The organism is Oceanirhabdus seepicola (assembly GCF_023684385.1).
Lineage (GTDB): Bacteria > Bacillota > Clostridia > Clostridiales > Clostridiaceae > Oceanirhabdus > Oceanirhabdus seepicola.
On record NZ_JAGSOJ010000001.1, the window covers coordinates 1 to 15,492 of the forward strand.

18 protein-coding genes and 1 pseudogene are annotated in these 15,492 nt (G+C 31.3%); all 19 read right to left on the minus strand.

Features of this window, described 5'->3' with window-relative positions; genetic code table 11:
- Positions 1-362, minus strand: a 362-nt coding sequence (locus tag KDK92_RS00005; protein WP_476739426.1) for a flagellin N-terminal helical domain-containing protein, incomplete at its 3' end; no start/stop codon positions are given.
- Positions 363-468: 106 nt separating this feature from the next.
- On the minus strand, positions 469-1,296 hold the full coding sequence (locus KDK92_RS00010) for a flagellin N-terminal helical domain-containing protein (RefSeq protein WP_250856878.1): 828 nt from the start codon (positions 1,294-1,296) through the stop codon (positions 469-471).
- Positions 1,297-1,512: 216 nt separating this feature from the next.
- Entirely contained in the window at positions 1,513-1,848 is a 336-nt protein-coding gene (gene fliT, locus KDK92_RS00015; RefSeq protein WP_250856879.1) for a flagellar protein FliT, read from the minus strand.
- A 15-nt stretch (positions 1,849-1,863) separates the two neighbouring features.
- The gene (gene fliD / locus KDK92_RS00020; RefSeq protein ID WP_250856880.1) at positions 1,864-3,537 is read right to left on the minus strand and encodes a flagellar filament capping protein FliD; all 1,674 of its coding nucleotides are present in this window, start codon (positions 3,535-3,537) and stop codon (positions 1,864-1,866) included.
- A 103-nt stretch (positions 3,538-3,640) separates the two neighbouring features.
- Positions 3,641-4,033: a flagellar export chaperone FliS gene (gene fliS / locus KDK92_RS00025; protein WP_250856881.1), complete on the minus strand. Its 393-nt coding sequence runs from the start codon at positions 4,031-4,033 to the stop codon at positions 3,641-3,643.
- Positions 4,034-4,041: 8 nt separating this feature from the next.
- Positions 4,042-4,320: a hypothetical protein gene (locus tag KDK92_RS00030; RefSeq protein WP_250856882.1), complete on the minus strand. Its 279-nt coding sequence runs from the start codon at positions 4,318-4,320 to the stop codon at positions 4,042-4,044.
- A gap of 12 nt (positions 4,321-4,332) precedes the next feature.
- Positions 4,333-4,779, minus strand: coding sequence for a flagellar protein FlaG (locus KDK92_RS00035; RefSeq protein ID WP_250856883.1), 447 nt, complete (start codon positions 4,777-4,779; stop codon positions 4,333-4,335).
- 18 nt (positions 4,780-4,797) lie between these two features.
- Positions 4,798-5,022, minus strand: coding sequence for a carbon storage regulator CsrA (csrA, locus tag KDK92_RS00040; protein ID WP_250856884.1), 225 nt, complete (start codon positions 5,020-5,022; stop codon positions 4,798-4,800).
- Complete coding sequence (gene fliW, locus KDK92_RS00045) at positions 5,013-5,453, minus strand: flagellar assembly protein FliW (protein WP_250856885.1); 441 nt, start codon at positions 5,451-5,453, stop codon at positions 5,013-5,015. Before fliW ends, csrA begins: the two co-directional genes overlap by 10 nt.
- A gap of 13 nt (positions 5,454-5,466) precedes the next feature.
- Positions 5,467-6,792, minus strand: coding sequence for a flagellar hook-associated protein FlgL (flgL, locus tag KDK92_RS00050; RefSeq protein ID WP_250856886.1), 1,326 nt, complete (start codon positions 6,790-6,792; stop codon positions 5,467-5,469).
- A gap of 29 nt (positions 6,793-6,821) precedes the next feature.
- The gene (flgK, locus tag KDK92_RS00055; protein WP_250856887.1) at positions 6,822-8,783 is read right to left on the minus strand and encodes a flagellar hook-associated protein FlgK; all 1,962 of its coding nucleotides are present in this window, start codon (positions 8,781-8,783) and stop codon (positions 6,822-6,824) included.
- 4 nt (positions 8,784-8,787) lie between these two features.
- The gene (flgN, locus tag KDK92_RS00060) at positions 8,788-9,201 is read right to left on the minus strand and encodes a flagellar export chaperone FlgN (RefSeq protein ID WP_250856888.1); all 414 of its coding nucleotides are present in this window, start codon (positions 9,199-9,201) and stop codon (positions 8,788-8,790) included.
- A 36-nt stretch (positions 9,202-9,237) separates the two neighbouring features.
- On the minus strand, positions 9,238-9,510 hold the full coding sequence (gene flgM, locus KDK92_RS00065) for a flagellar biosynthesis anti-sigma factor FlgM (RefSeq protein WP_250856889.1): 273 nt from the start codon (positions 9,508-9,510) through the stop codon (positions 9,238-9,240).
- 283 nt (positions 9,511-9,793) lie between these two features.
- Positions 9,794-11,017 (minus strand): annotated as a pseudogene (fliY, locus tag KDK92_RS00070) (flagellar motor switch phosphatase FliY).
- Entirely contained in the window at positions 11,010-12,005 is a 996-nt protein-coding gene (gene fliM, locus KDK92_RS00075) for a flagellar motor switch protein FliM (RefSeq protein ID WP_250856890.1), read from the minus strand. Before fliM ends, fliY begins: the two are co-directional and overlap by 8 nt.
- A gap of 16 nt (positions 12,006-12,021) precedes the next feature.
- Complete coding sequence (locus KDK92_RS00080; RefSeq protein ID WP_250856891.1) at positions 12,022-12,420, minus strand: chemotaxis protein CheW; 399 nt, start codon at positions 12,418-12,420, stop codon at positions 12,022-12,024.
- 11 nt (positions 12,421-12,431) lie between these two features.
- Positions 12,432-12,791, minus strand: coding sequence for a response regulator (locus KDK92_RS00085; protein WP_250856892.1), 360 nt, complete (start codon positions 12,789-12,791; stop codon positions 12,432-12,434).
- Positions 12,792-12,806: 15 nt separating this feature from the next.
- The gene (locus KDK92_RS00090) at positions 12,807-13,406 is read right to left on the minus strand and encodes a chemotaxis protein CheC (RefSeq protein WP_250856893.1); all 600 of its coding nucleotides are present in this window, start codon (positions 13,404-13,406) and stop codon (positions 12,807-12,809) included.
- An 11-nt stretch (positions 13,407-13,417) separates the two neighbouring features.
- Entirely contained in the window at positions 13,418-15,487 is a 2,070-nt protein-coding gene (locus KDK92_RS00095) for a chemotaxis protein CheA (RefSeq protein WP_250856894.1), read from the minus strand.
- Positions 15,488-15,492 lie beyond the last annotated feature (5 nt).

Sequence of the window (15,492 nt, forward strand, 5' to 3'; positions counted from 1 at the left end):
ATTTCTGATGATAATGAGTCAATCTCTGATTTTATAGCAGTTCTATCAGCTGTAACGTTAGTATCGTTTGATGCTTGTACTGATAATTCTCTCATTCTTTGAAGTATGCTTTGAGTTTCATTTAATGCACCTTCTGCTGTTTGTATTAATGAAATACCATCTTGTGCGTTTCTTGATGCTTGATTAAGACCTCTTATTTGAGCTCTCATTTTTTCCGAGATAGAAAGTCCCGCTGCGTCATCTCCAGCTTTATTGATTCTTAAACCAGAAGATAATTTTTCCATAGACTTTCCAGCTGAATTTATGTTCATACCCATATTTCTGTGTGCATTCATTGCATTAAGATTGTGATTAATAATCATTTTTATTCCTCCTTGAATTTACAGGTGGCATCCTTGCCTACCAATGTTAAAATATTTATATTTATATTAATTTAATTAAATCTTATTATTAAGATTTATGTCATAATTATCTTAATAATTGAAGTACTCCCTGTGGAGATTGATTAGCTTGTGCTAACATTGATTGTGCTGCTTGTTGTAAGATATTGTTTTTGCTAAAGTTCATCATCTCTTTAGCCATATCTACGTCTCTTACTCTTGATTCTGCTGCTTGTAAGTTTTCTGAAGCATTATCAAGGTTAGAAATTGTATGTTCTAATCTATTTTGGTACGCACCTAATTTAGATCTTTGAGTTGATACAGCTTTTATAGCATTATTAACATTAGTAATAGAAGTTTTAGCATTTGCATTTGTGTCAACTGTAAGAGAATTCACAGTTAAAGCTGTTGCATCCATATCTTCTATAGCTACTTCTAATGTTAGAGCAGCGTCAGAATTAGCTCCTATTTGTAGTTTAGCACCTGATCCACTTGTAAGAGTTCCATCTAAAAGATTCTTTTCATTAAATTGAGTTGTACCTGCTATTCTATCAATTTCTGATGATAATGAGTCAATCTCTGATTTTATAGCAGTTCTATCAGCTGTAACGTTAGTATCGTTTGATGCTTGTACTGATAATTCTCTCATTCTTTGAAGTATGCTTTGAGTTTCATTTAATGCACCTTCTGCTGTTTGTATTAATGAAATACCATCTTGTGCGTTTCTTGATGCTTGATTAAGACCTCTTATTTGAGCTCTCATTTTTTCCGAGATAGAAAGTCCCGCTGCGTCATCTCCAGCTTTATTGATTCTTAAACCAGAAGATAATTTTTCCATAGACTTTCCAGCTGAATTTATGTTCATACCCATATTTCTGTGTGCATTCATTGCATTAAGATTGTGATTAATAATCATTTTTATTCCTCCTTGAATTTACAGGTGGCATCCTTGCCCCAACTTATTTATTATTAAAAGTCAGCGCTGACTCTTAAAGCTTAGTTAACTAATGTTAATTTTGTCTACACTATATATATCGCAACTATTTTGAATTACTTTATACTTTTTTCTATCTTTTTTAGCTTTTTAAAATATTGTTTTCGATATTTCATTTCACATAAACAAAGTATATTATCATTTTCTTTTACTTAAAAAAACTGCTTTTGCACTTAAATTATTATAACCCCTAGTTGCTTGTTTTCTTTTTCTTAATTTATTTAATTCTTGCTTTACTATATGGATTTTATCATTAAATTTTTCCTTCATAATCTTATCAATATTAAACAAATCATATTTAGTATATAATTCTTGTAGTCGTTCTTTCTCTACTTCATTAGACATTATGTTTTTAAGTATCTCTTCCCTCTCAAAAAGTAAGTCTTCCAAAGCATCTAAGTCCTCTTTTTCTAATGCAGATATAATTTCCTGAGAAATTTGTTTATATTTTTTGTATAACTCTTCTAAATTCATAAAATCATCCTTCTATCAACTTATTCCCATCTGAGAGTTAAAACTACTCATTTGAGAATTCATGTCATTCATTGCTTTTTCAAGTCGAGCAAATTTAGTATAATATCTAGTTTCTGCATCAATTAATTTTCTTTGAAGTTCATCAATACTTATAGTCCTTTTATAAATTTGATCTGGAATTGTATTTTTTCCCGAAGCTCCTGTAATACTATAATCATACTGCTTATTAGCATATATATTCAATGTTCCTTTTAATGTAGATTCCCCGTCTTTCCCTATACCAGGATCTCCAGCATAATCTCTTATAATATTATCCATTCTTGTAAAAAGTCCGTCTTCATAATAAGTATCAGTTCCAATATACTTATCTTCAGTATTTTCTGTAGAAGATTTTCCAATAAAGAAATTAGTAAATTCTTCTATGTTATTTGATATTGCTTCTTTAAATTTTGTTTCATCTTTAATTAATATCTTTCCATTCTGCTTCATATCTGATGAAGTGTCTAACCATAAAGCTCCTTCTCCATACATACCCATATTGTATTTATTTTTAACATCTCCTGACTTATCAGAATATACACCTTCAAAAAGACATCCTCTTAAGCCACTCATTAATCTTTCAAGATTTTCATCGTTATTTAAGATTCCTTGTTTTGCTTTACTTTCCCACTTCTTTATATCATCTTCTGACATTGCTTCTTTTTGTTCAGCACTTAATGGTTTATACGTATACTGCTTTTTCTCTGTAAGTTTATCTTGAATTTTTTCTATAATATCATTGTAATCATCTATAAAACTTTTAATATTATCAAAAACAGCATCTACATTATTTTTCTCTACAGTAATAGTAGTATCACCAGTACCTGCAGCTTTCAAATCGTATGTTATACCATTTGCAGTAAATTCATTTTTCTCTTGATTTGTTATATTTTCATTTCTTCCATCTGGATAGGTTATTGTGAACTCTGCATTTTGACCACTATCTGAAGATGCACCACCTTCAACAAACCCCAAAGAACTTACTAAATCCGCGCCCACAGCATCATCTGTTAAGATTACAGATAAGTTTTGATTTGAACCTGTTTCATTAGACTTAAAAACAAATTTCTTTGAAAGTTCATCAAAACTAGCGTTAACATCCGCTGATATATTTGAGTCATTATTAATAGTATCCAAGACATCTTGTATTGATGTATCTGCATCTACGTTTATCTTTACTATCTTAGTATTAATATTAAAAGTAATTTCTTTACCTTCTAGACTTGCATTAATATCCTTTAATTTAGAGGCTGTCCCATCATTAGCTGCAACATCTGTTCCATTAACTGTAGCAGCTTTAGCTAACTTAGTTACATTTATCTTATAAGTACCTTCTTCAGCTTTGGCATTTGCCGAAAACCCAACAGCATTCTCATTACTATTAGTAATTTTTATAGGATTAAATTTATCATCAGATAAAATATTTTTATCTGATATTGGATCGAAATACTCTTGCAAACCTTTTATATCCTTTATTATATCTCTATATTCCTGCTGTCTCCACTCTACAACTTGCTTTTCTTGATTAACTTTATCAATTTTATACTGAAAATTAGCTGTCATTGCTTTTACCATAGCATCTGTGTCCATACCAGTTGCCATACCAGTAACTCTCATCAAATTACTCCCAGCACTTCCAACACCAGCCATATCAACACCACCTTTTTAAATTATAAATAATATATTTTCTCATTAACAAATTTTTCTCACACTAATATACCCATTCATTACTAAAAAACATCAGGGGTAATATCTATCTAGTACCTCTTGAGATTTTCTCTGCTTCACACCAAGTATTTCTAATATCTTCTATCAAAGGTATTATCTCCTCTAAAATTTTTGCATCCTTTTTCATATTAGCCTCACCCAGTCTTCTAGTTATAAATTCATATATATTATATAAATTTTTACCCCACTCACCGGCAGCATTCATGTCAAGTGTTGCCATTAATTCATAAAAAATGTTTTGAGTTTTAGTTAAATTAATATGAGCTTCTTGCACTCTTTTCTCTAATATATCATTATGGGCCTTTTTTACAAACTTAACAGCACCATCAATAAGCATTAATAATAATTGTTCTTTTGAAGCATAATTTACACTGTTTGTTTTATATGCATTCGCTGCGTTATTATATCCAAATGCCATCTATATCACTACCTTTTCTTATCAATATATTTTCCACCAACATTGTTATCATATTTAGTTGCATTTATTGTAATTTCATTTTTATTTTTATATGCATCTACTACTATTCTCTTACTATTCAAACTTTGTTTCTTCTGATTAGAATATTTTTTATTAGTAAACTTCTTATTTGAATAATTAATAGTACTTTCTTCTGATTTCTGTGTACCATGGACTCTTCCTTCTTTGGTGATATCAATTACTTTCTGAATTATTTCCACATCAACTTTATTTAGCTTGTGCTCCACTTAGAACATCTCCTATGCTTTTTTATCGATGACAATACCTTCAGCCATTTCAACCATAGTTGCAATCATATCAAGAATTTTTTTAGGTGGAACTTCCACCAAAACTTCTCCTGTTTCCTCATCAATTATCTTCATCATAAGGTCATTTTTAAAGAAATCATGATTTTCTACTTCAATCTTACTTTTTCTCTTATGTAGAAGCTTATTAAGTATTTCTATCGCTTCCTCAATTTTCTCTTCCTTATTATCACTTTTTATGAAGTCTTCTGCTGAAATTGACTCATTACTCTTATAATTCTTTTCATTCTCAACATTATCTTTTTTAGTAATAGTTGTGTTTAACCTTTCATTATCAACATTAATACCTTTAATATCACCATTCCCTTCAGCTTTAAGCTTCAAATACTCATTCTTTTTAAAATGATTACCACGTAAGTACGACCTTGAATTTATTTCCATATTCCTTCCCCCTAAACATTACTTGCTATAATCCTTCAACGCATTCAAGGAATTCAAATCTCCAACTAAAGCATTTTTGTTTTCATCCATAACCTCTTCCAATAATTCACTTCTTAAAATAATAGTTTCTTTAGGAGCATCAATAGCAATCTTTACTGCATTATCTGATATTCCTACTATTTTAATAGTAATATCTTCCCCTATTTGAAGTCCCTCATTCTTTTTCCTCTTAATTACAAGCACTCTGTAACCCCCTTGAAAATTGGGTGTTTAACCAAATATTCTTCTTTATTTATAATTATTTGTTCACCCAAATTCTTTTTTATATTAACTGCGAGAGGTGCTCTAAGATTAGCTGTTATATTTTTCATTTCAGAATGTAATGTAACTATAGAATAAAGAACAACATCTGATGGTTCATATATTTGTAATCCACTTAAAGTATCTTCATTTAATTTAATTTCATAATGTTTCTCACATTCAAATGTTGAAATAATTACAAAGGCAACATCCATATTGTCAAGAGAATGCATTAATTTAAATATAGGATTTCCTTCAATTTCTTTAATAATAAAATTATTCAATCCTTCAAATCCCAGAAGCCCCTTACCAAATCTTATTACTTCATTCTCAGTATACTCAATTTTTCCATGAACTTTTGATATAAGCTCCATATTCTCACCCATCCTATCTTAAATAATCTAATAAACTAGGTTGAATAACCTTAGCACTAGTTTGTAGTGATGCTAAATACACTGTCTGCATTGTTGCATATTCCATAGTCTTTTCTGCTATATCAATGTCCTCAGTTTTTGATAATATCTCTTTTATATTAAAGTTCTCTTCTTCATTTCTTACTTGAGCACCTTCCATTCTATTCTGCATTGCTCCAACTCTAGATCTTAACTTAGTAAGATTTTCCAAAATATCTTTAACATCTTTTAAATCTCCATTTAAAAGTTCTTTAATACTATCAATACTACCCGCTTCAGCTCCATCAGCTGTTTTACCATCCAAATGATTTACCAAGGAATTTAAAATATCTATAGCATTCTTGCTTTCGCCCTCACTATTCTTAAATTCTAGTATTTCCGAAGCTGTCACATTATATCCTACAGTAACTCCTGTTGAAATTTCTATGTTTAATTTATCTCCAATCATTTTTCGCTCTGCATCAGTAACTTCATCATTTTCATTTGAATAATACTCAAGCTGTATATTACCACTATCGATTTTATCCGCCTTATCTACAGGGTCAAGTTTACCTTTTATATCAAGAATGACGTCAGGCGAAACCGCAGTTACTGATACAGCATTTATTTTATCTTTATTAGCTATAAAAGTAAGGGACTTCTCATTAAAGTCAGATTTAACCTCAAGTTCAGTAATATTATGTTTTTCTAGCTCATCATTTATCTTATTAGCAATATCATGCACTGATTTAATATCAGCAGGTATATCCACTTCTACAGAAGCACCGCCAGCAACTTTAACTGACAGTTTTTTCCCCTGCCACTCAGAGATTTTATCCACTTTAATCACTGGAGCATTCTTATACTGAATCCCCCCCGTAACATCTGTAGGTTTAACAGTTCCTCTACTCCCCCCAAATATAAACTTTCCATCAAAACTGGTATTTAATATTTGTGAGAACTCAGATATTCTCTCATTTATCTCATCTTTAATAGCTCTTCTCTCATTATCACTGTAACCACCATTACCAGCTGAAATCATCAACTCATGCACTCTCTGGAATACATTGTTTGCTTGTCCAGTAGCTGTATCTGTGGTATCTAGCCAATTAATAGTATCTTTTACATTCTCATTGTATTGTTTATTTGCACCTATATCAGAATATAGCTGCATTGATCTAGCTACTTTAAAAGGATCATCTGAAGGCTTCTTAAACTCTTTACCAGTTGTCAATTGCGTTTGAAGACGCTGCATATTCTTAAGGTTGTAGTTCATATCCCTTAAGAAATTATTCGACATCATTTTATTTGTAACTCTCATTTTATCACCAACCTATATTAGAATATTTACTATCTTTTTAAACCATTAATAACAACATCAAGTAATTCATCAACTGTTGAAACGATCTTAGCATTTGCTGAATAAGCATGCTGATATTGTATTAAACTTGCCATTTCTTCATCTAATGATACACCTGAAACAGATTCTTTAGCTTGTTGAAAGCCTGAAATTAAAGTTGTTTGATTTAAACCAATTCTCTTTGCTTCTTGAGTCTGTATACCAAGTTCATCAATAACATCTTTAAAATAATTATCTGATGTCATCCCAGAAGTGTTATTTTTTATAGTTTTAACACCAACAGAGTTCTCAACTAATCCCCCCGTTGTTCCATCTCCAGTACACTTGGATATGAAAAATTCTCTGGTCATTTCCCCTTCAACATCTCCAATCTTCATAAACGCATTACGAAGTTGAGCTATTGTCAGAGCTCTATTACCATCAGTATTTCCATTTTCTTTATTATTTTCAGTATATGAATAGTCGTCATCATCAGTTTTTGTCTTTATCTTCATAACATCTTTAAGAATTTCTTCATTTATTGTAATATTACCAGCTGTAATCTCATCTTCACTCATAAGTATTGTTTTAAGATTCGTCATATTTCCATTTTCATCATATTCTGCCTCTTCTCCATTGATAAAGAACGGAAGAAAATCCATTTTATAGGAATGCGGAACCACATTTCCAGCATCATCCTTTTTATTTACTACTACCGTAATTAACTTCCCATCAGCATCCTTATAGTCGCTTAATGATAATTTTTTGAGTTCCTCTTCATCTGGAATTTCTGTTACCCCACTATGAATACTATTTACAGCCATAGCCAATCCTTTTGCTAGCTTATCCATACGCTCCATATATTTATCTACATCTTCTTGAACCGACTGAAGTCCATTTAATTTTCCTTTTGATGGTTCAAATAATCCAAGTTTACTTCTGAAATCATCTTTTGTTACTACAATTGAACTTGCGCCATTAAGTTCAGCATAAGATGTCCCTTCTTGATTTGCCCATAAAACCCTTGTTTCTTTAATCTGTCTTATCACTTCATCCCTATCTTTTGGATCAATTGCTGAAAGATCAACTGTAATAGGCTCACCAACCTCATTAGAATTCCCAAGTTTATATGTTTCTAATGTCATTTTATCACCTTTAACAGTAACTCCACTTATATACGTAAATCTAGAAACAGACATATTCGGATCTTTTCTAACTAGAAGTTTTTCAGCTCCTCCTGGTATTGTAGTGGAATCTTGAGCTGTTATATCCTGTCCATAAAAGCTCTGCTTTTTAACATCAACATTTAATAAAGAACTCAATTCATCTATCAGTAGATCTCTTCTATCCATTAAATCATTAGGTTCTTGTTCAGAAACCTTAACACTTATAATCTGCTGATTTAAGTCATCAATCTGTTCTAGAACATTATTAACTCGAAAAACACTTTCCTTTATTTGAAGATTAGTATTCTCTTTTAATTTATTCAACTGATTATAGTTATGATTAAGTTCATCTGCAAGTGCTTTTGACTGTTGTGCAACAACTGTTCTTGCATTTGAGCTCTGTGGTTGTTTTGAAAGTTGTTGCCATGAGTCATAGAACTTACCTAAAAGACCTGAAATTCCAGTATCTGAAGGTTCATTATAAATATTTTCAACCTCACTTAACAATGCTTCTCTCGCCTCATACTTACCCTGTGTACTCAGCTCACCTCTTATTTGGAAATCTATGAATTCATTTCTTACTCTCTGTACTGTTGCAACTTCAACTCCTGTACCAAGTTGACCAGGTCCAATATATGAGTTCATTGATGGTGCCATAAACGGATTTGAAGTTTGCAACTGTGCTCTTTGTCTCGAATATCCTTCTGTATTTGCATTAGCAACATTGTGATTAGTAATTCCTATCGAATATTGCTGAGCAGACATTCCTCTTTTTGCTACATTAAAAATTGATAATAATCCTGACATAATATCACCTCTTCACTTTACCATACGAATTATATACATTAGTTCTTCTACTGTTAGGTTTCATAGCATTCAACAGTTGATTAGTAAAACTTAGCTTCTGCTTAAGAATCAAATCATTTGTTTCCTTTTGCATGCTTAAGGACTCTAACTGCCTTCTGATATCTTTATAAAGCTCACTTAACTTAGAGTCTCCAATCTCATTTACAACAGATTTCATACTAATCTCACCTAGCAAACTTCTTCTTTCCATCTCAATTTCAGCAATGCTCTTTGATGCGCTCTGAATCTTCTTAACGCACTCTTCCATCTCTAACAATGAATCACTTGCAATATATCTATGTTGTTCTTCAAGTAAATTTAGCAAATTCTCCAATGCATCGTGTTCCATATTCATGATTTCAAATATCTTATCTCTCATTATTTCCTCCTAACTAAGGTACATAAGAAAAATAAACTAAACTTCCTCTCCCTTAATGTGACCCATTATCTTTTTAGCAAGAAGTTTGCTATCAACTTTGTATGTTCCATTCTGAACTTTTTCTTTAATCTCACTAACCAGTTTTTCTCTATCTTCCTTGTTTAGAGAATCTATTTTACTTAGTTTCCTACCTATTTCAGAGATTTGAATTTTATCTTTCTCATTTCTGATTTGCGTATTAGTACTCTTATTAACATTTTTACTATAGTATTGATTAACATAATTTGCTCTAATTCCATTAATTTTCATATCCACACCTCAGATATTTATTTCTTTTTTTATTTTCTAATACTATTATCGTAATTTATCCTTCAAAGTTTATAAGTTTCCTTTAGATTTTATTGATACTATTATTTAATTTTAAAAAACAATAAGCTCACAAGAGAAGGATTCCCTTGTGAGCTTATTCTAATAAATATATCTTTAATTTAGTTTTTCGCTTATCTCAAAACTAAATTAAAGATATTCTGAAGAATGAAGAATATCAACCAAATTTATTCTTTGTTCTTTATTCTCTATTCTCTGTTTTCATCTATCTCCCTAGACTTTTAATTCTATCTTCATTACTTACAATATTAGTAATTCTAACCCCAAAATTCTCATCAACAACAACTACTTCGCCGTAAGCTACTTTCTTACCGTTAATAAGAACTTCAACTGGCTCTTCTGTTAACTTATCCAACTCTATTAACGAACCTGTTCCCAGCTCAAGGACATCTTTTATATTCAACTTAGATCTACCAAGAACAACTGAAACCTCAAGAGGAACATCTAATATTAAATCAATATTTTGTGGCTGAGAAGCCATTCTTCCATCATTAAGTTGCTGAAATGATGCTGATTGAACATTCACTGGTTGAGCAGGCGGCATATTATCATACATATTATTACTTCCCATCATCCCACCATTGTTCTGTGGTTGCTGTTGTTGATATACAGGCTGATTATACTGCATACCTTGAGGATTATTATTTTCAACCTGTGGTTGAGGATTATTGTTCACAGGAATTTGAGAAACATTTTCTTCAATTCCTTTTGCTTGAACAGTAGTCTCTGTTTCAACTTCCCCATCAGTACCCATCATAATAGCAATTATTTTTCTAGCTGTTTTAATCGGAAGAATTTGCATTATATTACTATCCACAAGTTCTCCTATAGCTAATTTAAATAATACTTGGACCACTGGTTCATCATCTGTAAGTTCACCTGATATTGGTGATGTATCATCACAAACCTTTGATACTGGAGGTGATATATTAACTTCTCTAGCAAACATTGTAGCCATAGAAGTAGCTGCTGAACCAATCATTTGATTCATAGCTTCTTAAACTGCACTTATTTCAATTTCAGACAACTCACTGGCAACACCAACAATACCATCTCCACCCATCATGAGATTAGCAACTACAGCTGCATCAGATACCTTCATTAAAAGCAAATTACTTCCCACAATACCGCTAGTATATTGAACATCAAGTGCAATATTTGGTGTTTCAAAACCTGATTTAATTTCCCCTAAATTTGTCGGAGCAACTACTGGAGTAGTAATATTAACCTTCTGTCCAATAATCTGTGATAATGCAGTTGATGCTGATCCCATTGATATATTTCCAACCTCACCTAAAACATCTTTTTCAAGATCAGTTAAAATTTCTTCAACCTCATTGTCTAGAGAGGCATTACTATCTTCGCTAGTTTCATTATCTCCACCTAAAAGAGCATCTATTTCTTCCTGTGACAGAAACCCATTATTCATTTTCTTCCACATCCTTATCTATAATATCTAGCACTTGAATCCCTCTGCTCTTTCCAATAATACCTGGCTTACCGTAAAAATATGTTTTATTCATAATTTTCACCTTAACAGGTTCAGTTGATTTTTTATTAAGAGTCAGAACATCTCCAGCTTTTAAACTTAAGAAATCTTGTACATTTATGTTAGAATCCCCTAACACTCCAGTCAATTCTATATTAACACCATTCAATCTTTCTTTTATCTTAGTTTTAGATTCAAGTTTATCTGCTTCATTCCTACCTCTAAACCAATACTGAACTTCTAATTTATCCAAAATCTTTTCAACACTTAAGAAGGGAATACATAAATTAATAAATGTATGATTTTTCCCAAGATCAACTGAAAAAGTTATTAATGCAACGGATTCATTAGGTGCCAATGTTTGATTTAACGCTGGATTTGTCTCTACCCCTACAACCTCAGACTCTACTTCCAGGACATCTTCCCATGCTAATTTCAGATTAGAAATGAGCCCTTCATTCATTCTAGTAATTATATTTTTCTCTATATCAGTGAATTCTTTGCTCTTAAATTTCTTATCACCTGTTCCACCTAAAAGAATATCTAGAATCTGATAAACGTAGTCTGGATTAGTTTCAAACAAAAGATTTCCTTCTAAAGGAAACAATCTAAAAATCGTCAACACTGTAGGGTTAGCTATATTCCTAATAAATTCTTCATACGTAAACTGTTGCATTGTTTCGATTTTAATTTTCACACTTTTTCTAATTTGCCCCGAAAGGTATGTTGAGATAATTCTAGCAAAATTCTCATGTATCAACTCTAACGTCCTTAAGTGTTCTTTAGAAAATTTATTAGGAGTTTTAAAGTCGTAAACTTTTATCTTTCTTTCTTCCTCTACCGCGACAAGACTTTCTGCTTCTATTTCACCGGTAGATAATGCGGATAGCAACGAATCTATTTCGTTCTGAGATAAAACTTCTGACATACTATTACCTCATTCCTTAATTTATTAATCTACCTACATCTATTAAAGTAACTATCCTATCATTAAAATTAAGTACACCCCTGATATAATTTTTTTCTCTATTTTCTTCGAAATTTTCAATAATAGATTCTTCTATATCCAAAACTTCTTCAACAGTATCTACTGCAATACCAACAGCTTCATCACCTATTTTAATAATGATAGTACTATCATGTTCTTCTTTTTTCCCTTTAACATCCAAAAGTAAATTTAAATCTAAAAGTGATATTATATTACCTCTAAGATTTATTAAACCTTTAATATACTTAGGAGCTTTAGGTACACGCGTTACTTCCATCATATCTGTAATGTTCTGCACTACCTCAGTTTTTACGGCAAATTGTTCTTCACCTAAATTAAAAATGATAACTTGCACAAAATCACTCCTTATCCAATGACTTTTTTAATAGCTTCTAATACCCTGTCTGCTTGGAAAGGTTTTACTATGAAATCTTTAGCTCCTGCTCTAATAGCATCCATTACCATAGTTTGTTGTCCCATTGCAGAACACATTATTATTTTAGCATTTGGTTCAAAAGCCTTAATGTTCTTCACAGCTTCAATCCCATCCATATCAGGCATTGTTATGTCCATAGTTACTACATCTGGTTTCTCCTGTTTATAAAGTTCAACAGCTTGAACTCCGTTAGCAGCTTGTCCTACAACCTCAAATCCATTTTTCTCTAAAATATCCTTAATCATCATTCTCATAAACGCAGCGTCGTCAACTATTAATACTCTAGCCATTTTTCATAACCTCCATTATTTTACTCCTAGTGAACTAAGCATTTTTTCTAAAGACCCCGGCATAGGGATATAGTAAAAATACCCTTGAATTTCTGTATCATCTTGCATGAATGTAGTCTCAATATCTAAAACACATTCATCAAATTGTTCTGATTCGATAAATGTAGTTGATAATATCGCCCCAAGCATATCAAATGTAACTGCTGGTACTGACGGCATTATAAGCAAATTAGTGAATTTACTAATTGCATTCATATATGAACCAGAAATAATATTTCCTATTTCGCAGAGAACTGATGCTCCCATCTCTGAAATTTCTTCTTCTTCTTTATGGGTTAATTGCTTAATTAAATCCATCCCAGTCTCTCTAGTGAAAATAAATAATATGTTACCCGGTGTATCACCTAGCACTCTAACAATTACACCAAGCACAACTTCTTCTCCACCTATTCTAGAAAAAATCTCATCAAATGAAACTATATTAACATTAGGAACTGTCATATCTACTTTGCTTCCTAACAACTGTGAAAGCGCTGTAGCTGCATTTCCTGCCCCTATGTTACCAATTTCTCTCAAAGCATCAAGTTGCATATTTGAAAGTTTACTATAGTCCATCAAAGTCCTCCTTAGATTAATGCTGCTACATCTAAGATTAATGTAACTAATCCATCACCTAAAATTGTAGCACCTATATACTCTTTAAGATTTTGTAATGTTTTTCCTAAAGGTTTTATTACTATTTCTTGTTGCCCTAATAATCCATTAACCAATAAACCAACACTTTTTTCACCAACTTTTACAATTACAACATAATCCTTACTCTCTTCATTATGATCAATATCCAGAACTTCGTTCACTCTTATTAACGGAATTACATTCTCATTAAAAATCATAACCTCTTTATTATTAGTTCTCTTTATCATGTTTTCTTCATAATCAAGTACTCTATCAATATATCCTAAAGATATAGCCATAGTCTCATCACCTATTTTAACAAGTAATGCTTGAATAATTTGAAGTGTAAGAGGTAATCTTATTATAAAAGTTGTCCCTTTACCAAGTTCACTAATAACATCAACAGTTCCACCAAGAGAAGCTATTTTAGTCTTAACAACATCCATACCTACTCCTCTACCTGAAACATCAGTCACTTGCTCACTTGTACTAAATCCTTGTGCGAATATTAGATTCTTAATATCACTTTCAGACATATTTTCAGTATTTATACCCTTTTCTTCTGCTTTCATCCTGATTCTTTCCACATCAAGACCTGCTCCATCGTCTTCAACCTTTATTACGGCTTTAGTACCTTCTGGGTATGCACTAAGTTTAATATGTCCTTTTTTACTTTTACCATTAGCAATTCTTTCTTGTTGACTTTCAACCCCGTGATCTGCTGCATTTCTCAAAAGATGTAAAAGAGGATCACCAATCTCATCTATTACAGTCCTATCAAGTTCTGTGTCTGCACCATAAATTGAAAACTCAATTTCCTTGTCCAATTCAACAGATAAATCTCTTATCATTCTAGGGAATCTATTGAAAACAACATCAAGTGGTAACATTCTGATTTTCATAACAAGATCTTGTAAATCAGATGTTGTTCTAGCTATCTGTTCAAGAGTCTCATTTAAATCATTTAATTTGTGGTTACTTGAAATCTGTTCAAGTCTTGTCCTATGAATTACTAATTCAGAAACCATTGTTAAGAAATTATCCAATCTCTCAAGGTCGACCCTTACAGATTGATGTACCTTTTTCTTTGCAACTGTTTTGTCATCTTCCTTTGATTTTTTCTCTGTTGTTTTATTAACTTGAGCTTTTTTCAAAGGTTGATTATTATTTAAGGTTTCTTCAACATTGTTTTTTTCTTTTATCTCAATTTCCTTATTTATTATATCATGTTTTATACTACTCTTTTCAAGATTTATTTTTTTTATTTCCACATTATCAATCTCAGAAATAGATAAAACTGTTTTTTCAATAGCTTCAGATTCAGATTTTGAAAGATAAACAAGTTCAATATCAAACTCAAAGTTTTCATTTTCAATATCTTCAGCATTAGGATTAGATTTTATTATTTCTCCATATTCCTCTAATGCTTTAAATACTAAGAATGCTCTAGCTGATTTTAAAAGTGTATTACTATCAAAAGTAACTTTTAGGTAATATGATGAAAATTCTTTTGTTAATGCTTGTTTCATAACATTTAAATCATATTCATTTAAATCCATCACATCATTGTACTCCATAAAATCTTTTTCTTCTTCATTCTCTATTGTAACAGCAACTTCTTTTGCAGCATCAGATTCACACTGAATAACAGCTACTTCCTTAAGAGAATCCATTAATTCTTGAATATCAGTATTATCTTCTACACCTTCTGAAATATTGTTCACCATAATTTCCAAAGTATCTAGACATTTAAAGAGTACAGTAACCATTTTTTGTGTTACTTTAAGCTCTCCTTCTCTGAATTTTGTAAGAACATCTTCCATTTTATGTGTTAGTTCTGAAATTTTAACATATCCCATAGTTGCAGACATTCCTTTTAATGTATGTGCAACCCTAAATATCTCATTTACTTTATCAATATCATCAGGATTCTGTTCTAACTCTAAAATCGAGTCATTTAATATCTGCAAATTTTCGATTGATTCCTCTAAAAACATTGAAAGGTATTGGGATGTATCCATACAGT